Annotated in this window: 23 protein-coding genes, 1 tRNA gene and 1 pseudogene; 15 read left to right on the top strand and 10 right to left on the bottom strand. The window is 70.9% G+C overall.

The window, feature by feature from the left end:
- Positions 1 to 8: 8 nt before the first annotated feature.
- On the top strand, positions 9 to 737 hold the full coding sequence (locus ACH4U7_RS38780; RefSeq protein ID WP_398532471.1) for a Tellurium resistance: 729 nt from the start codon (positions 9 to 11) through the stop codon (positions 735 to 737).
- Between the two features lie 54 nt (positions 738 to 791).
- Here the strand turns inward: ACH4U7_RS38780 and ACH4U7_RS38775 are convergent, their stop codons facing one another.
- Complete coding sequence (locus tag ACH4U7_RS38775) at positions 792 to 1,895, bottom strand: TerD family protein (protein WP_398532470.1); 1,104 nt, start codon at positions 1,893 to 1,895, stop codon at positions 792 to 794.
- Positions 1,896 to 2,127: 232 nt separating this feature from the next.
- On the opposite strand from ACH4U7_RS38775, the gene ACH4U7_RS38770 reads away from it, so the two are divergent.
- The 3 genes from ACH4U7_RS38770 to ACH4U7_RS38760 all read left to right on the top strand — a co-directional run bounded on the left by ACH4U7_RS38770 (position 2,128) and on the right by ACH4U7_RS38760 (position 6,873).
- Entirely contained in the window at positions 2,128 to 3,318 is a 1,191-nt protein-coding gene (locus ACH4U7_RS38770) for an HpcH/HpaI aldolase/citrate lyase family protein (RefSeq protein ID WP_398532469.1), read from the top strand.
- A 79-nt stretch (positions 3,319 to 3,397) separates the two neighbouring features.
- Positions 3,398 to 5,989, top strand: a complete 2,592-nt coding sequence (locus ACH4U7_RS38765; RefSeq protein WP_398532659.1) for a phosphoribosyltransferase — start codon at positions 3,398 to 3,400, stop codon at positions 5,987 to 5,989.
- A gap of 29 nt (positions 5,990 to 6,018) precedes the next feature.
- Positions 6,019 to 6,873, top strand: a complete 855-nt coding sequence (locus tag ACH4U7_RS38760; RefSeq protein WP_398532658.1) for an HAD family hydrolase — start codon at positions 6,019 to 6,021, stop codon at positions 6,871 to 6,873.
- A gap of 64 nt (positions 6,874 to 6,937) precedes the next feature.
- Here ACH4U7_RS38760 and ACH4U7_RS38755 read toward each other — a convergent pair whose 3' ends face one another.
- Positions 6,938 to 7,561: a DedA family protein gene (locus tag ACH4U7_RS38755; RefSeq protein WP_398532468.1), complete on the bottom strand. Its 624-nt coding sequence runs from the start codon at positions 7,559 to 7,561 to the stop codon at positions 6,938 to 6,940.
- Positions 7,562 to 7,695: 134 nt separating this feature from the next.
- On the opposite strand from ACH4U7_RS38755, the gene ACH4U7_RS38750 reads away from it, so the two are divergent.
- Genes ACH4U7_RS38750 through ACH4U7_RS38740 form a run of 3 tightly spaced genes read left to right on the top strand, consistent with a single transcriptional unit; the run spans position 7,696 to position 10,216 of the window.
- Positions 7,696 to 8,901, top strand: coding sequence for a sensor histidine kinase (locus ACH4U7_RS38750; RefSeq protein ID WP_398532467.1), 1,206 nt, complete (start codon positions 7,696 to 7,698; stop codon positions 8,899 to 8,901).
- The gene (locus ACH4U7_RS38745) at positions 8,892 to 9,545 is read left to right on the top strand and encodes a response regulator transcription factor (protein ID WP_179285055.1); all 654 of its coding nucleotides are present in this window, start codon (positions 8,892 to 8,894) and stop codon (positions 9,543 to 9,545) included. The genes ACH4U7_RS38750 and ACH4U7_RS38745 overlap by 10 nt, the downstream gene beginning before the upstream one ends.
- Positions 9,546 to 9,553: 8 nt before the next feature.
- Entirely contained in the window at positions 9,554 to 10,216 is a 663-nt protein-coding gene (locus ACH4U7_RS38740; RefSeq protein WP_398532466.1) for an O-methyltransferase, read from the top strand.
- Here ACH4U7_RS38740 and ACH4U7_RS38735 read toward each other — a convergent pair.
- The 3 genes from ACH4U7_RS38735 to ACH4U7_RS38725 form a co-directional block, all read right to left on the bottom strand.
- Entirely contained in the window at positions 10,170 to 10,994 is an 825-nt protein-coding gene (locus tag ACH4U7_RS38735) for a DUF4383 domain-containing protein (RefSeq protein WP_398532465.1), read from the bottom strand. The genes ACH4U7_RS38740 and ACH4U7_RS38735 overlap by 47 nt on opposite strands.
- A gap of 164 nt (positions 10,995 to 11,158) precedes the next feature.
- The gene (locus ACH4U7_RS38730; RefSeq protein WP_385625321.1) at positions 11,159 to 11,383 is read right to left on the bottom strand and encodes a zinc ribbon domain-containing protein; all 225 of its coding nucleotides are present in this window, start codon (positions 11,381 to 11,383) and stop codon (positions 11,159 to 11,161) included.
- A gap of 130 nt (positions 11,384 to 11,513) precedes the next feature.
- On the bottom strand, positions 11,514 to 12,968 hold the full coding sequence (locus ACH4U7_RS38725; RefSeq protein WP_398532464.1) for a hypothetical protein: 1,455 nt from the start codon (positions 12,966 to 12,968) through the stop codon (positions 11,514 to 11,516).
- 145 nt (positions 12,969 to 13,113) lie between these two features.
- Between ACH4U7_RS38725 and ACH4U7_RS38720 the strand changes: the two genes are divergently transcribed.
- Together ACH4U7_RS38720 and ACH4U7_RS38715 are read left to right on the top strand one after the other, a co-directional pair.
- Positions 13,114 to 13,185, top strand: a tRNA-Val gene (locus tag ACH4U7_RS38720).
- Positions 13,186 to 13,364: 179 nt separating this feature from the next.
- Positions 13,365 to 13,919, top strand: a pseudogene (locus ACH4U7_RS38715) (alpha/beta hydrolase); the annotation flags it as partial.
- Positions 13,920 to 14,028: 109 nt separating this feature from the next.
- Here ACH4U7_RS38715 and ACH4U7_RS38710 read toward each other — a convergent pair.
- The gene (locus tag ACH4U7_RS38710; protein WP_398532463.1) at positions 14,029 to 14,721 is read right to left on the bottom strand and encodes a restriction endonuclease; all 693 of its coding nucleotides are present in this window, start codon (positions 14,719 to 14,721) and stop codon (positions 14,029 to 14,031) included.
- 169 nt (positions 14,722 to 14,890) lie between these two features.
- Between ACH4U7_RS38710 and ACH4U7_RS38705 the strand changes: the two genes are divergently transcribed.
- Together ACH4U7_RS38705 and ACH4U7_RS38700 are read left to right on the top strand one after the other, a co-directional pair.
- The gene (locus tag ACH4U7_RS38705; protein WP_398532462.1) at positions 14,891 to 15,247 is read left to right on the top strand and encodes a darcynin family protein; all 357 of its coding nucleotides are present in this window, start codon (positions 14,891 to 14,893) and stop codon (positions 15,245 to 15,247) included.
- A gap of 90 nt (positions 15,248 to 15,337) precedes the next feature.
- Positions 15,338 to 15,736, top strand: a complete 399-nt coding sequence (locus tag ACH4U7_RS38700) for a RidA family protein (RefSeq protein ID WP_398532461.1) — start codon at positions 15,338 to 15,340, stop codon at positions 15,734 to 15,736.
- A 322-nt stretch (positions 15,737 to 16,058) separates the two neighbouring features.
- Here ACH4U7_RS38700 and ACH4U7_RS38695 read toward each other — a convergent pair whose 3' ends face one another.
- A complete protein-coding gene (locus ACH4U7_RS38695; protein WP_398532460.1) occupies positions 16,059 to 16,709 on the bottom strand; it encodes a histidine phosphatase family protein in 651 nt (216 codons plus the stop codon).
- Positions 16,710 to 17,052: 343 nt separating this feature from the next.
- Between ACH4U7_RS38695 and ACH4U7_RS38690 the strand changes: the two genes are divergently transcribed.
- The 3 genes from ACH4U7_RS38690 (at position 17,053) to ACH4U7_RS38680 (ending at position 20,501) form a co-directional block, all read left to right on the top strand.
- The gene (locus ACH4U7_RS38690; protein ID WP_398532459.1) at positions 17,053 to 18,450 is read left to right on the top strand and encodes a hypothetical protein; all 1,398 of its coding nucleotides are present in this window, start codon (positions 17,053 to 17,055) and stop codon (positions 18,448 to 18,450) included.
- A 166-nt stretch (positions 18,451 to 18,616) separates the two neighbouring features.
- The gene (locus tag ACH4U7_RS38685; RefSeq protein WP_398532458.1) at positions 18,617 to 19,120 is read left to right on the top strand and encodes a hypothetical protein; all 504 of its coding nucleotides are present in this window, start codon (positions 18,617 to 18,619) and stop codon (positions 19,118 to 19,120) included.
- A gap of 124 nt (positions 19,121 to 19,244) precedes the next feature.
- Positions 19,245 to 20,501: a hypothetical protein gene (locus tag ACH4U7_RS38680; RefSeq protein ID WP_398532457.1), complete on the top strand. Its 1,257-nt coding sequence runs from the start codon at positions 19,245 to 19,247 to the stop codon at positions 20,499 to 20,501.
- 75 nt (positions 20,502 to 20,576) lie between these two features.
- On the opposite strand, the gene ACH4U7_RS38675 is transcribed toward ACH4U7_RS38680, so the two are convergent.
- Both ACH4U7_RS38675 and ACH4U7_RS38670 read right to left on the bottom strand, forming a co-directional pair.
- On the bottom strand, positions 20,577 to 21,584 hold the full coding sequence (locus ACH4U7_RS38675) for an MASE1 domain-containing protein (RefSeq protein WP_398532455.1): 1,008 nt from the start codon (positions 21,582 to 21,584) through the stop codon (positions 20,577 to 20,579).
- A 127-nt stretch (positions 21,585 to 21,711) separates the two neighbouring features.
- Positions 21,712 to 22,539: a PP2C family protein-serine/threonine phosphatase gene (locus ACH4U7_RS38670; protein WP_398532454.1), complete on the bottom strand. Its 828-nt coding sequence runs from the start codon at positions 22,537 to 22,539 to the stop codon at positions 21,712 to 21,714.
- 392 nt (positions 22,540 to 22,931) lie between these two features.
- Between ACH4U7_RS38670 and ACH4U7_RS38665 the strand changes: the two genes are divergently transcribed.
- Positions 22,932 to 23,714: an alpha/beta fold hydrolase gene (locus ACH4U7_RS38665; protein ID WP_398532453.1), complete on the top strand. Its 783-nt coding sequence runs from the start codon at positions 22,932 to 22,934 to the stop codon at positions 23,712 to 23,714.
- On the opposite strand, the gene ACH4U7_RS38660 is transcribed toward ACH4U7_RS38665, so the two are convergent.
- Positions 23,715 to 24,377: a lytic transglycosylase domain-containing protein gene (locus tag ACH4U7_RS38660; RefSeq protein WP_398532452.1), complete on the bottom strand. Its 663-nt coding sequence runs from the start codon at positions 24,375 to 24,377 to the stop codon at positions 23,715 to 23,717.
- Positions 24,378 to 24,485: the final 108 nt, after the last annotated feature.

Below are 24,485 nucleotides of genomic sequence, written 5' to 3'. Positions count from 1 at the left end.
TGCGCACGATGGCGTTCTGGAGCAACTGGGGACGGGGCGCGTGGCGCGAATTCGAGAGCGGTGACGCCTCGGGTGTGGTTTCGCTGACCAAGCGGCACCAGACCATCTCGCTGACCAAGCAGGGGGCGGCCAGCGGCAACCTGCGGATCAACCTGTCCTGGCGGATGCGGACGTCGGACTTCAACGACAGGTCGGGGAGCGGCTCGCTGCGCCATCCGCTGCGGATGTTCAAACCGGAGATGGTGCAGGCCCAAGGCTCCGCCATGGTCAACGTCGACCTGGACCTGGCCTGCATGTACGAGCTGCAGAGCGGTTCCAAGGGCGTGGTCCAGCCGCTCGGCAACTTCCTGGGCAACCTCAATGAGGCGCCGTACGTCAAGCTCAGCGGCGACGACCGGTTCGGGTCCGGATCCGGCGAGACGATCTACATCAACATGGACCACAAGGACGACATCAAGCGGCTGCTGATCTTCGTCTACATCTACGACGGCACCCCGGCCTTCGACCGCACCCACGGCATGGTCACGCTCTACCCGAGCAACGGACCGCGGGTGGAGATCGAGCTCCACGAGCGCGCCCCGCAGGCCCGCTCCTGCGCCGTGGTGCTGATCGAGAACGTCAAGGGCGAGATGCTGGTCCGCCGCGAGGTCAAGTACGTCTACGGCTTCCAGGCGGAGCTGGACCGGCTCTACGGCTGGGGGCTGCAGTGGGGCCGCGGCTACAAGGAGAAGGTCTGAGAGCGGCGTGGCCGGGCGCCGGGGCGTGCCCCGGGCGCCCGGCCCGCCGACCGCTCAGCGGTGCTGGAACTGGGGCCCCTGCGGCGGCAGCGTGAAGTTGGGGTCGGGCAGCGGGGGCGGCGGTATCGGCTGGGTGCGCTGCACCTGCTGCGGATAGCCGTACACGGGCTGCTGCGGATATCCGTACGCCGACTGCTGGGGGTAGCCGTACCCGGATTGCGCCGCCTGCGCCGCCGGGGGCTGGGCGGGGCCCTGCGGATAGCCGTATGCGGGCTGCTGCGGATAGCCGTAGCCGGGCTGTGACGGGGGCTGCGGCGGGGCGGCCGGTGGGGCGGTCGGCGGGGGCGGTACGGGGCCGTAGCCGGCCGGCAGCGGTGTGGGCGCCGCCGTCATCGGCTGGGTCAGCTGGGAGTCGTCCCAGGAGTCCTGCCCGAAGGCGGGTCCTGGGGGCGCCGCGCCGGTGTCAGCGGCGATCGGCGCCGGGGGCGGTGGCACGGGGGCGGGCGCGGACTCCGGCCGGCCCTCGTTTCCGTTTCCGGCCCCGTTCGCGGGGGCGTCCGTGCCCGGGTCGGGGGCGGCGCCGACCTCGCCGTTGTCCTCGCCGCCGCCCTCGCCGTCGTCCACCGAGATGCCGTACTCGGTGGCCAGCCCGACCAGCCCCGACTCATAGCCCTGCCCGAGCGCGCGGAACTTCCACGAGCCCCCGCGCCGGTAGAGCTCGCCGCACAGCAGCGCGGTCTCTTGGCCGGTCTCCGGCGTCACCACGAACTCCGCGAGCGGTGCCGCGTCCGCCCCGCCCGAGGCGTCGTACAGCAGCAGGCTCAGGTCCGTCACCTGGCCGAAGGTGCCGCCGTCCGCCGACGCGGCCAGCACCACCCGGTGGACGGCCGGCTCCAGCGCCGTCAGATCGGCCTCGACGGTGTCCGTCAGCCCCTCCGACACCCGCTTCTTGGGCAGATGCCGCACCAGGCCGGACGGATGGCGTGGCTGGTTGTAGAAGACGAAGTCCTCGTCCGAACGCACGCGGTCGTCCGCGCCCAGCAGCAGCGCCGAGGCGTCCACATCGGGTACGTCCGTGCCGGGAGTCCAGCGGAGCACGGCCCGTACGGCGGTGGCCTCCAGCGGGATGTTCGATCCCTTCAGCATCGCGTGCGTCATGGCCGCAATCCTGCCCTCCCGGACCTGGCTGGGACAACGCAGGGGGCCTGTGCGGGTCCGGGAAAAGATCGGAAAGGGTGGAAGGGTCAGTATCCCGGACACGCAGTGGACGCACATGAGTTACGCGATTTTCACACCCTTGGGGAACTTTTGACCCATCGCCGCACGTACGATTATCGGCCACCACCCGGGCCGGAGCGGCCAGCGCGGGCACGGCAGCGTGGGGAGAACTATGCGGCATTTTGGACACCTGTCCGCCGAGGTGCGGAAAGAACTGTTCCACCGGGAGCCCGGCGAATTCACCGCGGACTCTCCGGCCCAGACGCTCGCCGTCGCGCTCGGCGCCACTCTCTACAGCCCTGCCACCCGCCCCCGCCTCGCCGATGACATCGCCAAACAGGCAGGTCAGGGTGTTACCTCCATGGTGCTCTGCCTGGAGGACTCGATAGACGACAACGAGGTGCCCGCGGCCGAGGAGAACCTGGTACGGCAGCTGAGCGAACTCTCGGCGCGCGGCCCGCACCTCTCGCTGCCCCTGCTGTTCATCCGGATCCGGACCCCCGAGCAGATCGTCGACCTCGTCCGGCGGCTCGGCTCCGCCGCGGGACTGCTGTCCGGATTCGTACTGCCGAAGTTCACCGAGGAGCGCGGCGTCCCCTTCCTCGAGGCGCTGATTTCGGCCGAAACCCCGCAGGCGGCCGACGCCCTGGGCGGCCGGAAACTGTACGCGATGCCGGTCCTCGAATCGCCCGAGCTGATGCACCGGGAGACCCGCACCGAGACCCTGGCCGGTATCGGCCGCACCGTCGACAAGCACCGCGAGCGGGTCCTGGCGCTCCGCCTCGGCGTCACCGACCTGTGCTCGGCCTACGGGCTGCGCCGGGCGCCCGATATGACGGCGTACGACGTACAGCTCGTCGCCTCCGTCATCGCGGACGTGGTGAACATGCTGGGCCGCGCGGACGGCACCGGTTTCACGGTCACCGGGCCGGTGTGGGAGTACTTCAAGCCGCACGAGCGGATGTTCAAGCCGCAGCTGCGCCTCAGCCCCTTCACCGGCCGCGCCGCGTCGTCGCTGCGCACCGCCCTCATCGAGCACGACATGGACGGGCTGCTGCGCGAGATCGAACTCGACCGCGCCAACGGCCTGCAGGGCAAGACCTGCATCCACCCTTCGCATGTCGCCCCCGTACATGCGCTGTCCGTGGTCAGCCACGAGGAGTACAGCGACGCCGTGGACATCCTCGAACCGCAGCGCGACGGGGGCGGTGTGCTGCGCTCGGCGTACACCAACAAGATGAACGAGGTGAAGCCGCACCGCGCCTGGGCCGAGCGGACCCTGCGGCGCGCGGAGGTTTTCGGCGTGGCCCAGGAGCACATCAGCTTTGTGGAGCTGTTGGCGGCGGGGCTGCGGACGGAGTAAGGGGCTACCGGGATGCCGGGTGCCTGATGGAGCGGACAGGGTTGATGGGGCTGAGCGGGCTGATGGGGCGTACGACGTGATGTGGTCGGGGCAGTGGGTCGCGGACCGGCTGGGAGTCGGGCTCGAAGGCGGCGATGAACTGCGCGAACTGCTGGGGCTCGCGCTGCGGCGCAACCCCAAGCGCGCGCATCTGCTGGTGTCCAACGTGCTCGGCAAGCATGTGCCGCAGCGCCCGCGCGCCGTCCACGGCGCGGGCGTACGGCTCGGCCGCCGGGTCCGCGAGCTGCTGGGCGACGAGGCCGCGGCGCGCGCGGTCGTGCTCGGCTACGCGGAGACCGCGACGGGCCTGGGCCACAGCGTCGCGGACGGCCTGGGCCTCGCCCCCTACCTCCACTCCACCCGCCGCCCGGTCGCCGGGGTCGCCCCGGTGGGCGGCTTCGAGGAGGAGCACAGCCACGCCACATCCCACCTCCTCCTCCCCGAGGACCCCGCCCTGCTGGCCACGGACGGCCCGCTGGTCCTCGTCGACGACGAGTTCTCGACCGGCCGGACGGTGCTCAACACCATCGCCGCCCTCCACCGGGGCTTCCCGCGCGAGCGGTACGTGGTGGTGGCCCTGGTCGACATGCGCTCCTCCGAGGACCGTGCCCACCTCGACGCCTTCGCGGCCGACCTCGGCGCGCGGGTGGACCTGATCGCGTCGGCGACGGGCACGGTCCGGCTCCCCGCGGGGGTCCTGGAGCGTGGGCAGCGGCTGGTGGCGGAGCACGAGCCGGCCCCGGCGAGGCTTGGGGCCGACGGCCCCACGGCCCGGCCGGGGGCGGGGGTGGCGTCCGCGTCCGACCCGGCGCCGGGGGCGCGCCCCGGCGAGGCGCCCGCGGCCGAAGCCGGGCTCGTCGGCCACGCCGGGCCTACGGGGGCGGTCCGTGTCGAGCTCGGCTGGCCGCAGGGGCTGCCCGACGGTGGGCGGCACGGCTTCACGCCTGCCCACCGGGAGCGGCTGGAGGCCGCGCTTCCGGGGATGGCGGCCCGTATCGCCGAGGCACTGGGCGGCGGGGCGCGGCGGGTGCTCGTCCTCGGCTTCGAGGAGCTGATGTACGCGCCGCTGAGGATCGCCGAAGCGCTGGAAACCGCGCTGGGCACTGGTCAGGACACGGGATCGGACACCGGGTCCGGCGGGGTCGAGGTGCGGTACTCGACCACCACGCGCTCGCCCGTGCTGGCAGTCGACGACCCCGGCTACGCGATCCGTACCCGTCTCGCCTTCCCCGCGCACGACGCGCCCGCCGACGGGCCCGGCGAGCGCTACGCCTACAACGTCGCCCCCGGTGGCGACCCCACCCGCCGCTTCGACGCGATCGTCGCCGTCGTCGACTCGTCGGCCGACACCCCCGAACTGCACGCCCCGGACGGGCTGTTGGCCCACCTCGCCGCGCATACCGACTGCCTCCTGCTGGCCGTCGTACCGTCCTACACGCCGAGCACCAACACCAACGCCCCCGAGCGACAGGCGCCCCCCATGTCACAACCGCCGCTGCCGGAGCCGCTGCGCGGCCCCGCGTTCTCCTCGTACGCCCCCGACGAGGTCGGCTGGCTGCTGCAGGACTTCTCCGACGTCACGCTCGAGGCGCCCACCGAGGAGCGCGAGGAGGCGATCCAGAGCGGCGGCGCGCACTACGCCGAGTCGCTGCCCGTCGAGTACCAGCCCACCGAGGAGTACCAGGCGCTGTTCCGGGCCGCGCTGACCACCTCCGCGGCGCGTATGGCGCGCGCGGTCGGCGCGGTCACCGAAACCGTGCTCGCCGAGCGTTCACCGCGCCCCGTCCTGGTGTCGCTGGCCCGGGCCGGCACCCCCGTCGGTGTGCTGATGCGCCGCTGGGCGCGCCACGCACACGGTCTCGACCTGCCGCACTACGCCATCTCCATCGTGCGTGGCCGCGGTATCGACACCACGGCGCTGCGCTGGCTGGCGGACCGTCACGACCCGGCCGACGTGGTGTTCATCGACGGCTGGACCGGCAAGGGCGCGATCACCCGCGAACTGGCCGAGGCCGTACGGCCGTACCCCGGCTTCGATCCGCGGATCGCCGTACTCGCCGACCCCGGCCGCTGCGTCGAGACGTACGGCACGCGCGATGACTTCCTCATCCCCTCCGCCTGCCTCAACTCGACCGTCTCCGGGCTGATATCGCGCACCGTGCTCCGCGCCGACCTGGTCGGGCCCGACGACTTCCACGGTGGGAAGTTCTACCGGGAGCTGGCCGACGCCGATGTCTCGGGACTCTTCCTGGACACCGTCGAGGCCCGCTTCGACGAGGTCGCGGACCAGGTCGCCGCCGACGTGAAGGAGCTCGCGGCCGCCGACCGCAGCCCGACCTGGGAGGGATGGGCGGCCGTCGAGCGGATCAGCGAGGAGTACGGGATCCACGACGTGAACCTCGTCAAGCCGGGCGTGGGCGAGACGACGCGGGTGCTGCTGCGCCGCGTCCCGTGGAAGATCCTCGCCTCGCGCGACGCCGGCGCGGACCTGGCCCATGTGCGGCTGCTGGCCGAGCAGCGCGGGGTGCCGGTGGAGGAGGTGGACGGTCTGCCGTACTCGTGCGTCGGACTGATCCACCCCCGCTATACGCGCGGCGCGACGGGCGCGGACGGCAAGGCGGTGACGGCCTGATGACGAGCGACACGGCGCTGAACGACCTGATGACCAGCCATGAGCAGCCGCCGCCCCTGCTGATCGCGAGCGACCTCGACCGCACGCTGATCTACTCCGCGGCCGCCCTCGACCTCCGTATGCCGGACGCCGAGGCGCCCCGCCTGCTCTGCGTCGAGGTGTACGGCCACCAGCCGCTGTCGTACATGACGGAGACCGCGGCCGGGCTGCTCACGGAGCTGGCCCGCGGCGCCGTCTTCGTACCGACCACCACGCGCACCCGCGAGCAGTACGGCCGCGTCCGCCTGCCCGGCCCCGCCCCCCGCTTCGCGATCTGCGCGAACGGCGGGCATCTGCTGGTCGACGGCGAGTCCGACCCGGACTGGCAGGCGTCCGTACGCGCCCGCCTCGCCGCGGCGTGTGCGCCGCTGGAGGAGGTCCGCGCCCATCTCATCCGTACCGCGGACCCGGCCTGGCTGCTCAAGGAGCGGGTGGCCGAGGACCTGTTCGCCTACCTGGTCGTCGAACGGGCCCTGCTGCCCGAGGGATACGTCAAGGAGCTGACCGCCTGGGCCGAGGAGCGCGGCTGGACGGTCTCGCTGCAGGGCCGCAAGATCTACGCCGTGCCGAAGCCGCTCACCAAGAGCGCGGCGGTCGCCGAGATCGCGCGCCGTACGGGGGCGCGCGAGGTGCTGGGCGCCGGGGACTCCCTCCTGGACGCCGACCTCCTCCTGGCCGCCGACCGCGCCTGGCGGCCGGGCCACGGCGAACTCGCCGACGAGGGCTGGACGGCGCCGCAGGTGATCGCGTTGGAGGAGCGGGGCGTGGCGGCGGGGGAGGAGATCCTGCGAGCGTTCGCGGCGCGGGCCGGGGTGGCGGACGCCGAGGGTGCCGTAACTCCTTAGCCCCGTACCCCCGTACCCCGGTACCCCCGTACCCTCATACCCCGCAACCCGTTCGCCCCTGTCGCTAACCCCGCCGCTGCCCCCGCCCCGGCCGGAAGATCCGTACACCCACGAACGCCACCACCCCCAGCGCCGCCGCGCCCGCCACCACCTTCGAGTACACCGACACGTAGTCCGTCACCTCGTGCCAGTTGTCCCCCAGCGCGTATCCGGCCAGCACGAACACCGTGTTCCAGATCAGGCTCCCGAGCGTGGTCAGGGCGAGGAAGCCGGGCACCGGCATCCGCTCGATCCCGGCGGGTACGGAGATGAGGCTGCGGAAGATCGGCACCATGCGCCCGAAGAAGATGGCCTTCGTGCCGTGCCGGGCGAACCACTGCTCCGTGCGCTCGATGTCCGCCACCTTCACCAGCGGCAGCCGCGCGGCGATCGCGACCGTACGGTCCCGGCCGAGCAGCCCGCCCACCCAGTACAGGGCGAGCGCCCCGATCACCGAGCCGGCCGTGGTCCACAGCAGCGCGGCGTACAGGTTCATATCGCCCTGCGCGGCGGCGAATCCCGCCAGTGGCAGGATCACCTCGCTGGGCAGGGGCGGGAAGAGGTTTTCGAGGGCGATGGCGGCGCCCGCGCCGGGCGCGCCCAAGGTGTCCATCAGGCCAGTGGCCCAGTCGGTGATCCGGTCGCTCATGCCGTACGACGCTAGAAAGGCGGCCGCCTGGGGACCATGAGGGCGCCCACCCGGCCCCGCGGTCGCGCACCGCACCCACAACCTGCGGAAATCCTCAGTGTGCGGGCCGATGCGCGCCGCTAGCGTTGCCGTCCATGGGCACAAGGGGGACGTTGGGGAGCTGGCCACGGCGCGGGCTGCGCCTGGCGGGCGGGCTGCTGACCGGCGCGGGCACTGCCGTCGTGGAGCTGGTGTGTGTCGCGGTGGCGGGTCTGGCCCTGCTGTGCGTACGGACCTGGCCGGGCGGATGGCCGGCGGCCCGGCGGTGTGTGCTGGGCGCGGTGACGGCCGGGGCGCGGCGGCTGACGGAGGCCGAGCGCCGCCGGCTGGCCCGCTTCCTGGGCCATGACATCGCGGCCGACTACGACGACCGCGGCGCCCGCCAGTATGTGGCGGCGCGCTGGTCGCTGGGGTTGCTGGGCGGGCTGGTGCTGCTGGCCGTGGTGGCCGGCACGGCGTACGGCAGCCTGCTGCTGTGGGGCTGGTTCATCATGCGCGACGGCGAGTGGATCACGATCACCAGCTCCGCGATCGGCGGGCTCTTCCTGCTGTTCCTCGCCCTCCAGGGCATCGTCGGCGTCGCGCTCCTGGAGGGGCAGTTGGCCCGCCACTTCCTCGGCCCCAGCCACCGCGAGGCACTGCGCCGCCGGATCGACGAGCTGTCCACCAGCCGCGCCGGGGTGGTGGACGCGGTGCACGACGAGCGCCGCCGTATCGAGCGCGATCTGCACGACGGGGTGCAGCAGCGGATCGTCGCCCTCGGCATGCTGCTCGGCCGGGCCCGCCGCAGCCAGGACCCCGACAAGGCGCGCGCCCTGCTGGTCCAGGCCCACGAGGAGAGCCGGGCCGCGCTGACCGATCTGCGCGAGGTGGCGTGGCGGGTCTACCCCACGGCGCTGGACGAGGCCGGGCTGCGGGCGGCGCTGGAGGCGGTCGCCGAGCGGTCGGCCATCCCGGTGCGGCTGGAGTACGGGCTGACGGCGGAGCCGGGGGAGGCGGTTCGTACAGTGGCGTACTTCGTGGTCGCCGAGGCGGTGACCAACGCGATCAAGCACTCGGGCGCGGAGCGGATCACGGTGGCGCTGACCGGGCGGGAGACGGAGGTGGGGTCCTTGGGCGGGCTGCTGGTACGGGTCACCGACGACGGCAGGGGTGGCGCGGACCCGGCGGGCGGCGGGCTGCTGGGCCTGGCCCGGCGGGTGGCGGCGCTGGACGGCCGGCTGCGGGTGGTCAGCCCGCCCGGCGGACCCACGACGGTCAGCGCGGAGCTGCCGGAGCTGCCGGAGCTGCCATGCGCGTGATCCTGGCCGATGACTCGACGCTGCTGCGCGAGGGCCTGGTGCGGCTGCTCGCCGAGGAGGGCCACGAGGTGGTGGCGGCGGTGGGCGACGGCGCGGCGCTGGTCGAGGCGGTGGGGCTCCACCCGGACGTGGACGCGGTGGTGGTCGACGTACGGATGCCGCCGACGCACAGCGACGAGGGGCTGCGGGCGGCGCTGGAGATCCGGCGGCGCCACCCCGGCATCGGTGTGCTGGTGCTGTCGCAGTACGTGGAGAAGCGGTACGCGACCGAACTGCTCACCTCCGAGGACGGCGGCGCGGGGGTCGGCTATCTGCTCAAGGACCGGGTGGTGGAGGTCGACGAGTTCCTGGACGCGCTGGAGCGGGTCGCGGCGGGCCGGGCCGCCTTCGACCCCGAGGTGGTCCGCAGACTGCTGGCCCGCAGCACCCACACCGACCCGCTCAGCCGGCTCACCCCGCGCGAGCGGGACGTCCTGGGCGCGATGGCGCAGGGCCACGCCAACACGGCCATCGCGGAGCGGCTGCATGTCTCGCGCAGCGCCGTCGAGAAGCACATCAATGCGATCTTCGACAAGCTCGAACTCCCGGCTAGTTCGGGTTACAGTCGCCGCGTACTGGCTGTACTGCGTTATCTGGGAAGTTGAAGGGGGCCATGTTGGCCGAGAGCAAGAGCACGCCGGTGACGGATGAGCTGTACGGCTACATGCTGGGGCACAACCCGCCGCTCGACCCGGTCCAGCGCGAGCTCGTCGAGGTCACGCATGCCCAGCTGCCCGGGTACGCGGGTATGCAGTCCGCCGAGGAGCAGGGCCCGCTGCTGGCGTTCCTGGTGCGGCTGACCGGCGCCCGGCACATCGTCGAGGTCGGCACCTTCACCGGATTCTCCGCCCTGTCGATGGCGCAGGCACTGCCCGCCGACGGCAAGCTGATCGCCTGCGACATCTCGGAGGAGTGGACGGCGTACGGCCGGGACGCCTGGGCCAAGGCCGGGGTAGCGGACCGTATCGACCTGCGGATCGCGCCCGCGCTGGACACGCTGCGGGCGATGCCGGCCGAGCCGCATATCGATCTGGCCTATCTCGACGCGGACAAGGGCAACTACATCGCGTACTGGGAGGAGCTGGTGGAGCGGATGAGCCCGGGCGGGCTGATCGTCGCGGACAACGTGTTCTTCCACGGCTCCGTCGTCGACCCGGGGGCCACGGGCTCGGGCGCGGCGATCAAGGCGTTCAACGAGCATGTGGCCGCCGACGTCCGGATGGAGTCGGTCATGCTGACGGTCGCGGATGGGCTGACCCTGGCCCGCCGCCGCTGAACCTGCGCCGCCGCAGCAGCCGCCGGGCGTGCCGGCCTCCCTGCTGTCGCCCTCCTTGCTGTCGCTCTTCTTGCTGTCGCCCTTCTTGATGCCGCTCTTCGGACCGCGAGGCTGCGGACGCGCCAGGGGGCTGATCGAGCTTGCCCCATTTACCGGGCGGCGTAGCGCTCGGCTGCTCCGTTGCCTGAGCGCCACGACCGGCCTGGAGCTCCCGGGCACGCGCCTCACGTTCGGCGAGTAGGGGGTGTCGGGCCTGCCAGTACGGATTGTCGTGCGGCAACCCGCCGCTGACCCGCCCGTACATGCCGAACCACATCAGCATCAGGCCGACCACAAAGCTGAACAGCACGTTCTGGAGGCGGAAGGCCAGGAAATCGAACGGCGTCCTTATCAGGGCGAGATTGACGAAACCGCTCAGCAGGAAGAGAACGCCCAGCACGATGTTGAGGGTCGAGGCGAAGTTGCCGCCGATGACCATGCCGACGACCAGCAGTGCGCCGATGACGATGGACAGCACGCTCAGCGCGCCATTGGTGTTCAGACCGGCAACGGTGGCACCGCCGGTGTCAAAGAAACCGATCTGGTGGATCAGGCCCAGGATGCCGAAGGCGATCAGGACCAGACCCATCAGGCCCGCACCGATGCGGTAGACCTGGCTGAGCCGGTGGTCGACCGGCAGATGCTCGTCGAGTTTGATGCGGACGCCGATCCGCTCCGGGAACTGGCGTCCGATCCCCGCTGGGTGGGGACCGATGGGGGAGGGGCGACCAGTAGCCATGTCCGGCCTCCTTCGGGCTGATGGGTTTTACCCCTGCCGCTCGCGGAGACCCCGGCCTCGCGGTGCTGCGCGGTCGAGGCCGTACCTGCGTACGTACCTCCCAGGATCCGCCCCCAACCGGCCCGGCTCAACCGGGCCGGGCTCAAGCACGACCGCGCGCAGCCTCACCCACAGCAGCCGCCCCCACAGCATCCGCCGCCACCGCCACCGGAGGCCTGGGAGCGCGCCGGGGCGGAGGAGGCGGCGCCGGTGACGGCGACCGTCGAGAGCAGCTTCACCGTGTCGTCGTGCCCGTCGGGGCAGGACGCGGGCGCCGAGGACTCGGCCATGGGCCGGTTCAGCTCGAAGGTGGTCCCGCAGGCGCGGCATCGGTATTCGTAGCGAGGCATAGGGGCAGCATAGCCAGGAGAGAGGCGGACCAACAGCGCGCAAAGCACGCAAAACCGCAGGCCAGCACGTGGGCGTGGCGCAGGGGGACACGGAACGCGCCCCACCGGCCTCGGCCGGTGGGTCTCACCCTCAGTGCGCGCCGCCACGCTCCTCGCGGATCTCCTGCACCACGTGGGCGGCGGTCTGCCGCACGGCCTCCGTCTCGGACAGGAAGTGCCACCAGTCGGGGTGCCGCCCCTCCAGCCCGGCGATCGCCCGGTCCAGCCGCTCCACCGCACCGTCCAATGGCCGGGCGTGGCGCAGGTCGGGGGTGTCGCGCCCGGCCATGGCCAGGCGCTGCGCGTCGCGGATGGCGAAGCGCGTGCGCTCGACTTCCTTGTTCCGGTCGTACGACACCTCGTCGAGCCGCCGCAGCCGGTCGCCGGCCGCGGACACCGCCTCGTCCGTGGTGTTCAGCAGCGCCCGGACGGTCGCGAGCAGGGCGGTGGCATCGGCCCAGCGCTGCTCGTCGCGCGCCTCCTGCGCCTCCTTGAGCTTCGCCTCGGCCCGCGCGACGTCGCCCTCGGCCTGCTCCGGGACGGTTTGCAGATCCTGCCAGCAGGCCGCGCTGTAGCGCCGCCGCAACTCGCTCAGCACGGGCGCGACGCCCTCCGTACGCGTGGTGATCGCCTGTGCACGGGTACGCAGCGACACCAGCCGCCGGTCGATCTCCGCGGCCCGCTCCGGCAGCCGCTCCGCCTCGCCGCGCACCGCCTCCGCCCGGCGCAGCACATCGTCCGCGCGCCGGATGGTCTCCTGCACACCATGCCGGCCCGCCCCCTCGTTGAGCTTGGTCAGCTCGGGCGCCAGCGCGGCCAGCCGCGCCGCCAGATCGTCGGCCCGCAGCCCGGACCCCCGTACGGCATCCAGCGCGTCGCTCGCCGCGCGCAGCGCCTGCCGGGCCCGCTCCACGGCGGGCGCCAGCCGCGCCAGCTGGGTCTCGGCCTGCTCCAGCAGCGGGCCGAGCCCCTGCGCGAAGCGGTCGAGGTCCTCCTTGGTGCGCCGCAGCTCGTCCTTGGCCCGGACCAGATCGGCGCGGGCGCGCGAGGCGGCCTGCGCGTCCAGGTCGTCGCGGTCCAGGTCATGGGCGTCCACGGCGGTGATGTAGTCCCGGCTGACCTGGTCGATCCGCTGGCCGAGCGCCTCGAAGTCGGCCCTTGCCCGCCGGGCGGCCGGGGAGTCGTCGACCGCGGTGATCGTCTCGATCGAGATCCGCAGATCGCGCTGCGCGGTGTCCAGCTCGTAGAACGCCGCCGCGGCCTCGTCCTTCGCGGTCTGCGCCTGCGCCCGCTGCCCTTCCCCGCGCCCCCCGAACCACCGCCGCGCCCCGCCCCCCGCGAACGTGACCGGCACCACCGCGATCAGCAACGGCAACGGCGCCACCACCAGCGCCACACCCCCCACAACCCCCTCGACCACCCGCCGCCCCAGCCCCCGCCACCCCGCCCCCAGGCGACGCACCGGACCCGGACCATGCTCTGGACGCGGACGACGTACTGGACGTGCAGACTGCGCGGATGTCGCCGCCACTTCCCTCTCCCACATGGATCGCCCCAGGCCCGGCTGTCATTCTCCCACTCGTCACTGACGAACAGGCATGACGGATGGTTCGCGATCAGGCCCGTTCTTTCCCTCCCTCTCCTGGATTGCGGCGGTGCGGCGCGGACAGGGTAGGCTGGCACCTCATCCCGGGCGCATAGCTCAGCGGTAGAGCGCTGCCCTTACAAGGCAGATGTCGGCGGTTCGAACCCGTCTGCGCCCACAGTGATTGACCGTAGGTGAGAGTCTGTTTCGGCCCCTCGATCTGCTCGGATTGAGGGGGCCGCTTCTCAACGGGGCGTAACTCCGGGCTACATGGGTGCCCAATTCGTACGGTGACCCCTGAGGGGCGGCGCTGCCCCGCATCCAGCGCCGCCTTCAGCACCTCGATGGGTGGCGTCCAACGTCGCCACCATCGATGCGCCCGGTCACGGCGGCCGGCCGCGTACGGAGGTGGACGAACGGGAGATCGCCGCGCTGCGGCAGGCGATGGCGGCGGGTGAGCCGGTTGGCCCGATCGTCGTCCGTTACAACGCTCACCTGGCGGAGCGTGCTGTGCCGGAGTGGCGGGTGACCCTGGACGCCCTTCAGGAGCTGCCGGAGATCGGCGACGAAGGGCCGGTCGGTTACTTCGGTCTGAATATGGGCACCGCGATCGGGGTGCCGTTGGCCGCGGTCGAGGCCAGGATTGTCGCCGCGGTGTTGGGTCTCCACTGGCCCGATTGTCTGGCTGAGGCGGCGAGGCGGGTCACCATTCCGATCGAGTACGTGCTCCAGTGGGACGACGAGCACATCCCGCGCCAATCCGGTCTCGCATTGTTCGACGCCTTCGCCTCGAAGGAGAAGACGCTGCACGCCAACGTGGGCAGGCATAAGGAGCTGCCCAGGTTCGAGGTCGACAGCGCGGTCCGGTTCTTCGCCCGGCATCTTGGTCAGGTCGCTACGCCGCCGGTCTGACCTGATCTGACCCGATCTGACGGGTATCGGCGTCCGGCCGCCAGTCGGGCGCCGATACCGCGGTGTCCCAGGTGTCGCGATCAATGCGGTGCCCGGCCACAGCCACCGGCTAGCGGGCGGGGCGGCGTCCGCGTGGTGGTCCGCCTCCTGTCCCGTTGAGGGGGAGCAGCGACTCCAGGGTGGAGCCTCGGACCCATGCCCCGAGCAGGTCCCGGTGCATGGCGAAGATCTGGTGCTTCATGGCCAGCTTCCCGGCTGCCGCCGTGAAGTTGCAGGTGGCGACGTATACGGCGATGTCGGCGCCGTGTTCGGCCCTTGCCGTGCCGAGGAACTTCTGCATCTCACCGCTGCCCACGGTGCGGTGGGGCGCGTAGTGCTTGCACTGGATCACCAGCCGCCGCCCGTCCGGCATCAGCCCGACGACATCGGCGCCCAAGTCGCCGGTCTTGCCGGAGACCACGACCTGGGTGCAGCCGTCGCGGCGGCACAGCTGCGCGACGTACTGCTCGAACCGCTGCCAGGTCATCGCGTCGACATCGGACATGGCCACTTCCCGCGCCTTGCGTTCCTCCGCGGCCTGCCAGGCGCGGTCGCCGGATACGGCGCTTCGGTGGGCCCTCAGCAGCCACCAAACGACCCCGCCGAGCAGCGTCGCGAGAGCCACCCCGACGACGTACGGCCACACTGTCTTCCACATCAGGGCCAACCCGAGCAGCACCACGGCGCCGGCGCCCCACGCCCAGCGGCGTACCCGTGCCTTCAACCGCCGTGATGACCATGTGCGCCGTCGTCGCGCTGTCAACTTGCCCCCTCCCGCACGTACCCGGCAGTGTGCGGAGCGGTGGCCTACCGCGGCAAGACCGCCTGGGTCCGCCCGGAGCCCCCGGCCCGCTTCGGCGCGCGAGTGGTGGCAGCGGGGTCTTTGCCGAATGATCATCCGGACGATCAGCTACTGATCCACAATGATGCGTATGAGCGACGCGCAGCCACAGCCACGGTTCACCATATTCGTCCACCTGACGGCCCTGCCTGCATGGCTTGCCCTGGGGCGGCCCGAGCGTCAGCGGATCATCGCTGATCATGTGCAGCCGCTGCTGGAGAAGCACTCCGCCGTTCAGGTCCGCTGGTTCGACGCCGAGGCTTGGGCGGCCGCTCCGTCCGATGTGCTGGTGGCGACGACCGACGATCTGACCGCGTGGTCCGACCTGTTTGAAGGCCTTCGCGACAGCCCGCTGTGGAGCGTGCCCTACTTCCGCGTGGAGATGGTGCTGCCGACGATCGAGGACGGCTTCGCCGACTACGAGCGTCGTACCGGGCAGCGCGCCTGACATCCACGCCTGACATCCACGCCTGACATCAGCGCCGGGACGGTCCCACTGCGCGATGACACGCCATGGCCCGCGGTGCAGAATGCCCGCATGATCAAAGGCGTTCACACCGACAGGGCGCCGTTCGTGCGCTTCTCCGACGGCACCGAGCCGCCCCTGTCCCAGGCCATCGTGTCCGGCGGTCTGGTCTTCACCTCCGGCCAGGGGCCACTGGACCCCGCCACGAACGAGATGCCGGCCGATTTCGCCGCGCAGGCAACGCAGGTGCTGAGCAACCTCGTCGCCGTGTTCGAGGCGGCGGGCAGCGGTAAGGACCGCATCGTCAAGTGCACCTGCTATCTGAGCGACAGGAAGAACTTTCCGGAGTTCAACCGCGTGTACCGGGAGTTCTTCGCGGACAGTTCGCCGCTGCCCGCCAGGACCACCGTGGTGGCGCAGCTCGTGCGCGAGGGCGTGCTCGTCGAGATCGACGCGGTGGCGGAAGTCTGAGCGGGGACGGTGCTCGGCGACGCGCTGCGCCGCATGGGCGCGTTCCGCCTGACCGGTCTGCACGCACGGGCGCCGCTCCGCCTCGCCCCCGACAGCCTGCCCCATCTGGCCGGCGCGGCGGACTGGTTCGCCCTCGCCGACCCCGACGGCGCCGTGGAGTTCACGGTGGTCTCGGCGAGGGAAGCGGTCTCACGGTCGAGGGTCCCTGGACGCCGCCGTCGGGGCCACCGAGATCGTGATCGACGCGCTACGGGCGGCGGGAGCGACCGAGCCGGTCCTCATCACGGTCTCGGGTCCCACCGCTGGCTGACCATTGGTCACTTCACACGCGCAGTTCGAGTGGGAAGCCGGTCCAGCACAGGTCGGCGGGGAGGTGGGACATGTCGTTGTAGAAGAGGACGGAGGAGAGCCGACCGGGGGCGTAGCGGATGACCGTCAGGGCCGCGTTGGCGTGGTTGAGGCCGAGCCAGCGCCAGTCGGGGGCGTCCAGGGCGGCGCGGACGAGCCAGCCGATGAGGAAGTTGTGGGTGACGACCAGTTCGTGGCGCGGCTCGTCGCCGGGCACCGGGCCGGTGAAGAGGGCCTGGGCCTCGCGGGCGAGTGCCGGGCCGTGGTCGCGCGCTTCCGGGGGGAATTGGGCGAGGAAGCCGAGGAGGGCGTCGGCGGTGTCCGCGGGTAGTTCGCTCCGGTCGGGGACGTACGGGAGGTAGTCCCCGGCCGGTTCGGAGGGGTGGAGGGGGACTTCGGGGGCCTCCTGAGCCTCGGGGCGTTCGGTGAGCTGCTCGGCGATCAGGTGGGCGGTCTGGGCGGCGCGGGGGAGCGGGCTGTGATGGATGGCGGATATGGGGTGGCCGCGCAGCCGCTCGCCGAGCAGTACGGCCTGGCGGCGCCCGTTCGCCGTCAGCTCGGTCTCGTCGGGTGAGGCCTCGCCGTGGCGGGTGAGGTAGAGGTAGCGCGCGGCCGTTGTGGTCATCTCGTACGGGTGTCCTTTGCGGGGTTGCGTTGGGGCACTCCTGGGGACGTCCTCGGCTCGGTCGGGGTTGCGTGTTCCACGGGTCCGTCTCGCCGCGGGGGCGGTGGCGGGGGCGGCAGTAGGACGGTCGAGCCGCTGAACTCTCGGTGAAGTTTGCCCCGGGTGAGTTCAGGAGAAGTTCAGCGAGTATCCGGCGCCGCGCATTCACCTGCGCATATGTCTGTCGTCGCGGCGGATTGGCTCTGTAATGTCCCGTTCTTCCCTCGTTCCAGGGCCCGGAACAAGATCATCCGGTTCGGCTAGTCTGCGATCGCCAAGCTGATGGAGTGACGGGGGAAAGGCCATGAGCGGTTCCAGCTATCTGGACGGTCTCAATTACCACGACATGGTCGAAATCGACCTGGGGAAGCTCGGTGGTGCGGTCGCGGACTGGAAGTCGGCTGTTGACGGTTTGAAAAAGCTGATGGAGGACGCGAGTTCCGGCTTGTTGAAGAAGTCGGAGGGGGCTCGGTGGGTCGGGCTCAACGCGGATGTCACGCGTGAATTTGTCAAGAAGGCGGCTAAAGAGCTCGCGGATCTGCACCAAGAAGCCAACGCCGTCTGGAGCGTCCTCGACGACGCGCATTCTCAGCTCACCGAGATCCAGTCCAATATCAAGTCGATCGTCGAGCAGGCGAAAGAAGTCAAGCTTCAGGTCACCGACAACTGGGACGGCACCGTCAAGTTCGTCTACCCGTTTGAGATGGACCCCGACCAGCACGACCGGGACGTCCAGCACGAGTACAACCGCCGCGTCAACGCGAAGATGGCCAGGGCCATCCAGATCGACGGCCTGGTCAAGGGCGCGCTGGCCAAGATGCACGGCGGCGACCCCTACGACGCCGGGCACACGCAGTACGACTCGCTCGACGACGTCGCGCTCGACCGGGCGATGGCGCTCGCCTCGCTCGGCAAGGACGTGAACCCCGAGCAGCGGGCCGAGCTGCGGAAGCTCTGGGACGTGCTCAGCCCGGAGCTGCGCGGCCAACTGTGGGATGCCGACAGGGTAAAGCTGATGGATGCCGGGGTCATCTCCCCGAAGTACAAGTGGAAATCCACGGTCAAGGGTGACCCGGGGTGGGCATGGAGAGATCCGACGGCAGGCGATCGCTGGACCCTGTTCGAGGCAAAAAGCAAGGTGGCGTGGGACAAACTGAACGGTCTCAGCCGCGGTGGCCAGAATCTGGAGCACTACCTCTCGAACACGGGAACCCCTGTGGATTTGGACGTCGACAGCATGCTGCGCGACGACAAACCCATGTACGAAGATGTCGAGTGGGCCATCGTCGACCATCAGGAAAAGTGGGCGGAACAGGCGCGCAAGGAGCTGGAGAAGTCCGGGGCGCAGACCGTCACCGTTCCGGTGGAAACGAAGGGCAAGTATTTCGGTTTTGGCGACCAGGACTGGCGCGACGCCGTCGGCACCGCAACGTTCAACGTCTCCGGCGCGATGACGGCGAAGCTCAACGAATATGGGAAGCCCGAGTATTACCTCGACTATCAGGTGAATGTCTGGGATCGATACAGCCATAACGAGAGCGAGCTCAACCTCACGGATCCCCCCGACCCGGACCTGGCCAAACTGCAGGAAGCGGGGCTGGCCGAGGACTTCGATATGCGCGGCAGCAGTTCGGTGACGCACTACGACTTCCGGCAGCCGGGGCCGGACGGCGTGTACGACGGGCCGGGGCCCAAGGTCTAGGACCCGGCGCCCCCGGCCCGGGGAGGCGCTTGTCCGGCCGTAGCCGGAGTGATGTCATCCGATTCAGCTACCATGCGTTTTGATCTGCGCTGTGGTGCGGTGTGGCCAGGGGAGGAACGGGCGCGGCACCGGATGCGCGGATGTCCTCTACAGGAGGTAACGGGGAATGTCATTCGACAGCGAGTGGTCTCAACTCAAGGCGGACGCGGCCGGGCAGCAGAGCGCCCATACCCGGCTCAACCAGCTTCCCGCGGAGGGCGGTGGCGGCGGAGGCGCGTCGGCCACGAGCGGCGGCGGGGGCTCCGATCTGGTCGTGCACCAGGACGACTTGGGCGCCGTCGGCCATGAGGCATTCGTCCTGCACGGAGAGTTGCAGAAGGTCGCCGATATCGCCGGGGCCGGGGCCAACAAGCAGGGCGTGGGGTCGTCCATGCAGGCGGCCAAGGCGCTGAGCGACCACAACTTCACCATGGGCAGCGCGCTGAGCACCACGGTGTCCGTCTGGAGTTCCCAGGTGAAGACCGTGCTCCAGATGTGCGCCCATATCTCCAATCACCTGGACTACTCGAAGAAGGCGCACGGGAACGACGACGCGCAGATCGCGGCCTCGTTGCGCAACCGGGACGGGTCGGCCGTGAGTGTTTCTGAGATATCCAAGATGGTGAAGTAGCGGAAACGGCGGGGGAAAGACGATGGGGGCTCTCACCTACGCGGATCTCATCGGCGTTGATCTGGGGAAGCTCGGCACTGCGGTCACGGACTGGAAGTGCGCCGTCGATGGCTTGAAGAGGCTGATGAATGATGCGCGTTCGGGCCTGCAGAAGAAGTCGGAGGGGGCGCGGTGGGCCGGACTCAACGCGGACGTCACACGTGAATTCGTCGGCAAGACCGCGAAGGAGTTCGCGGATCTGCACAAAGAAGCCAGCAGCATCTGGAGCGTCCTCGACGACGCGCACTCACAGCTGACCGAGATTCAGGCCGGCGTCAAGTCGATCGTCGCGCAGGCGCAGGACGACGGGCTCCGGCTCTCCGACAATTTCGACGGCACCGTGCGCTTTCTCTACCCCCATACGCCGGGGGACGACGGGGTACGGACGCAAGCGCAGTTGGACACTCAGGAGGCGTACGCCAACCGCGTCAACCGGCAGCTCGCCCGGGCCGTCGAGGTCGACGGCATCGTCAAGGGCGCGCTGGCCAAGAGCCACGGCGGCGACCCGTACAACGCGGGCCATGCCCAATACCACTCGCTGAAGGACGCCCAGATCGACCGGGCCATCGACCTCGCCGCGCTGGGCCAGGGGGTGAACCCCGAGCAGCGTGCCGAACTGCGCAAGATTTGGGACGGTCTCAGCCCGGAACAGCGCGGCCGGGTCTGGGAGGCCGACGCGCTGGGGCTGGTGGCGGCCGGGATCACGGACCCGCAGTACAAGTGGAAGCCAGCGGATGTGGGATCCGGGAAGTTCCACTCGCGCGATCCTGGCTACAAGGACTATCTGTTCCAGCTCGAGGCGAAGGCCATGGCGAAGGGCGGCCGGCTGGCGGGCTACGACCAGGGGGCCCGCGCGTTGGCCCACTACCTCGGAGGGTCCGGAAAGCCGCTGGATCTGGATATCAACCGCATGTGGGACGAGGACGAGGGATTCCGGAAGGCCGCCACGGAGAACCTCTCCAAGTATGAGGACGAGTGGCGGGAAAAGGCCCTGAAGGCGTTCGAGAAGTCGGGCGGCCGGCCGGTGGCCATTCCGGTGGAGACGAAGGCGCAGGGGTACGAGCAGGGCGACCGTGACTGGAATTTCGCCGTCGGCCACGCAATGGTGAACCATTCGGGAGTCGTGAGTGTGGAGCCCGGACCGCACGGCGGGAAGCCCAAGGTGTCCCTCGACTACCAGGTGAACGTCTGGGACCGATACAACTGGGATGACAATACGTCCTTCGATATCGCGGGCGTCACCGTCACCGGCAAGCAGATGCAAGGGCTCCACCAGACCGGCCTCGCCCAGGAATTCAATATGCACGGCAGCAGCTCGACTCACTGGCGCGAGCTGAAGTAGGCGCGGGAGCCGAAGTAGGCACGGGAGTCGAAGAGGGCCGGGGCCGAAGAGAGCCGGGGGCCGAAGAGCTGACCGCTACGGGGAGTCCGGCGGCCGCTCGCCGTGGCGCGGCGGCGGCCACTGCCGTAGTACGTCACCCGGCGCCAGCCGGACCACCACCTCGGCGAGCTGGGTGCAGATCAGCTCGATCTGCTGGCGGGTACGGTTCCGCTCGGCGATGATGGCCGACAGCAGCAGCGCGGTCAGCGTGGTGGAGCCGTTGAACGCCTGCAGGATGACCATCCGCGCCAGCAGCGTATGTCCCGCGAACGGGCCGACCCCCGCCGCCGTCGCCTGGATCGCGCACACCGACACGATGAGCGAGCACGGCGCGGCCCCCGCGAGCTGGAAGCGCAGCGCGGCCCAGATCAGAAAGGGGAAGACGAGGAAGAGCAGGCTGCCGACCGAGTGCGTGGCGAACAGCGCGACGGCCGTGGTGACCACCAACAGCAGCCCCGCCTCGGCCCACCGGTAGGGGTGCACGCCACGCGGCAGCCGGGCCCTGCTCAGCACCAGCAGCAGCGGTGTGACCACCAGGACCCCCATCGCGTCCCCCGTCCACCACACCGACCAGGTCGGCCAGAAGGCCTCGACCGGGAGCGCGCCCTCCAGGACGAGCACACCGGTGCCCACCGTGGAGCTGATCAGCATGCCGGCCAGCGCGCCGAGGAAGACCAGCGACAGCGCGTCCCGCAGCCGGTTCAGCTCCGTATGGAACCCCATGTGCCGCAGCAGCAGATACGAGCACACCGGGGACAGGGTGTTGCCCGCCACGATCGCGACGACCGCGGGGGCCGTCGGGCCGATCGGCGCGTTGACCAGGAGGGCGCCCAGCGTGATGCCCGGCCAGGTGCGCAGGCCGAGCAGGAGCAGACAGGCCAGGGCGATACCGGTGGGCGGCCAGAGCGGGGTGACCTGCCCGCGCACCAGCTCCTGCAGCAGCCCGATCCGGGCCGCGACGTAGTAGGCCGCCGTGACGGCGACGATCCGCAGGCCCGTGGCACCGTATCGCCGGATCCAGTCATCGCCTGCCACAGCGGCCATCAGACAACGTCGTCGCAGTTCGGTGCGGGTGACACGCAGAGCCGCGGCGCGGCGTCCGCCGCACGGAGGAACCGGGGCGCCGTCGGATGTACGGCGGCACGCCGGGTGCGCCGAGCAGGCTGAGCGCTTACGGCCGTACGCCGTCGTGGCGGAGCACGAGTACGGCCGCGTCGTCGCAGTGGCCGGTCCGGTCGGCGACCTCGCTCACCCGCGCGGCCAGCTCCTCCGCGTCCGCGTCATAGCCCGCGCCGACCAGCCGCGACACCTCGGCCAGCCCCCGGTCGATCGGGAAGGACGGCCCTTCCACCACCCCGTCCGTGATCAGCACGAAGGCTCCCGTCCGCGTCAGCGGGTGCCGGGTCACCGGATAGGTCTCGCCGCTCTGGATCCCCAGCGGCAGGCCCCCGGGGTCCCAGACGATCTCGGGCGGGGAGTCGGCCGAGGCCTGTATGGCCGGGACATGGCCCGCTCGGGAGCAGGCAAGCTCGCCCGCGACCGGGTCGAAGCGGACGAAGGAGCAGGTGGTGAACAGATCGCTGCCCATCGAGATGAGCAGTTCGTTGACCCCGCGCAGCACCTCGCCCGGGTCGCAGGTGGTGGTGCAGACGGCGCGCAGCCCCGTGCGGACCTGGCCCATGAAGGCCGCCGCCTCCACGTCATGGCCCTGGACGTCGCCGATGGCGAAGCCGACCGAGGTGGTGCCGGGCAGCGGGAAGGCGTCGTACCAGTCGCCGCCGACGTCCAGCCCGTCCCGCGAGGGTGTGTAGCGGGCCGCGGCCCGCAGACCGGGGAGCGCGGGCAGTTCGGCGGGCAGCATCTGCCGCTGCAGGGCCACGGCCAGCTCCACCCGCGCCTGCTGCAGCTTGATCCGCTCGAGGATCTGAGCGGTCAGCCGCCCCAGGGAACGCAGCGCCTCTTCGGCGGATTCGTGCGGGGTGCTTCGGCGGCGGTTCATCGGTGCTCCGAGTGGTACCTCCAGCGCCTGCTGGGGGAGCTGTGACCCGCGTCTTATGGTACGCGCGGTCACGGGGGAAGGGGCGGGAGAAGGGAGGGGGAGAAGGGAGGGGGAGAAGGGCCATTCGATACGCGGCTGCCGCCGCACGGCGCGGTCGTAGCCGTCCGCGCCCAGGTCCGCACCGTACGCGCCCATGTCCGCACCGTACGTGAGCGGGTCGGCGCCGTACGTGAGCGGGCGAGCCGCGTCCCACCCCCGCTGCCGGTCAGATCACGGTCAGGCTTCGCTCGCATATGCGCAGCGGCCTTGCCGAGGCCGCCGGTTGACGACACCGTTGTCCGGCAACGGGCACGCGCGCCGCGCGCCCGTCTTCGACTGGGACCGGAGGTGCCATGGGACCGATCGTTCCACCCCTCGTTCCACCGTTCGAGCTCGTCGGCGAAGGGCCGCACCGGGTCGTGGCCATACACGGCTGGTTCTCGGACCGCGCCGCCTTCGCGGCCATGATGCCGCATATCGACCGTCGGGCCTTCACCTACGCACTCCCCGATCTGCGCGGCTACGGGGAGGCGCGGGACATCCGCGGCGAGTACACCACCGGCGAGGCGGGCCGCGATCTGCTCGCGCTCGCCGATCACCTCGGCTGGCAGCGGTTCTCGCTCCTCGGGCACTCGATGGGCGGCGCCGTCGCGCAGCGCGTCGTGGCCGCCGTCCCCGACCGGGTGGGGCGGCTGGTCGGGGTCGCCCCCGTGCCCGCGAGCGGGATGCCGATGGAGGGTGAGCAGTGGGAGCTGTTCACCTCCGCCGCCGAACGCCCCGAGAGCCGGCGGGCGATCATCGACTACACCACCGGCGGCCGCCACCCCGCCGCCTGGCTCGACATGATGGTCCGGCACTCGCTGGAGCACAGCGACGCCAAGGCGTTCCGGGCCTGGCTGGACTCCTGGGCCCTGGAGGACTTCCACGAGGACATCCTGGGCTCCCGGGTGCCGGTCCGGGTGGTGGTCGGGGCGCAGGATCCGGCGCTGACGGCGGAGCTGATGCGGCAGACCTGGCTGCGCTGGTATCCGCGCGCCGAACTCGTCGAACTGCCCGGTGCCGGGCACTACCCCGCCGACGAGTCGCCGCTCGAACTCGTACGCGCCGTCGAGGACTTCATCGCGGCGGACGCGTGATCACGGACCGGAGAGGCCGGAGTCGGCGGCTTTGAGGGCCGCGTCGGACGGGGCGGAATCGGAGGGGCGTGAGACGCGAGCAGAAGGGCGCGCCGAGTGCTCCGCCGCGTACTTCTCCTCGCTCTCGCGGTACTGGGGGAGCAGCGTGTTCAGGATGCGGTCCACGTACTCACGGGTCTCGGCGATCCTCGGGATCCCGCGGGCCTTGAGGACCGCGGTCGGACCGGCGTTGTACGCGGCCAGCGCCAGCTTGGTCGGGTTGCCGGGCAGGGATTTCACCATGCCGTACAGATGACACATATAGCGGGCCTGCGAGGGGATGGCGTCCTTGGGCTCCCAGACGTCGGCCTTTCCGTCGCCGTCCCCGTCGCGGCCCCACTCGGCCCAGGTCTCCGGGGTGAACTGCGAGATGCCCTGCGCATGCCCGGAGTCCGCGTCCGCCCGCCAGCCGCTCTCCGCGTGGATCTGCGCGGCCAGCAGTGGCACGTTCACCTTGGGGCAGGCGCGGGCGGCCGCCTCGACCACCGGGCGCTCGGCCGCGGGGATGGTCGGAAGCTCGGGCTCCGAGGGGGTGGTGAAGTGCCGTACGACGAGGATCGCGGCGGCGAGCACCAGGACGGTGCCGACCAGGGTGGCGGTGGTACGGCTTCGGCGGGTCACCATGCGGGCGCCGGAGGGACGGGGATGCGCATGAGGGGACGGTAGCCGGAATTCCGGGCCGGACCCGGAATTCGCGCGTTCCGTGAGCGGGTCCGCGGGATCAGGGCTTCC

The organism is Streptomyces sp. NPDC020845 (genome assembly GCF_044334165.1).
Lineage (GTDB): Bacteria > Actinomycetota > Actinomycetes > Streptomycetales > Streptomycetaceae > Streptomyces.
Note: the sequence above shows the minus strand (reverse complement) of the source record. Positions and strands in the feature narration are given on the sequence as shown.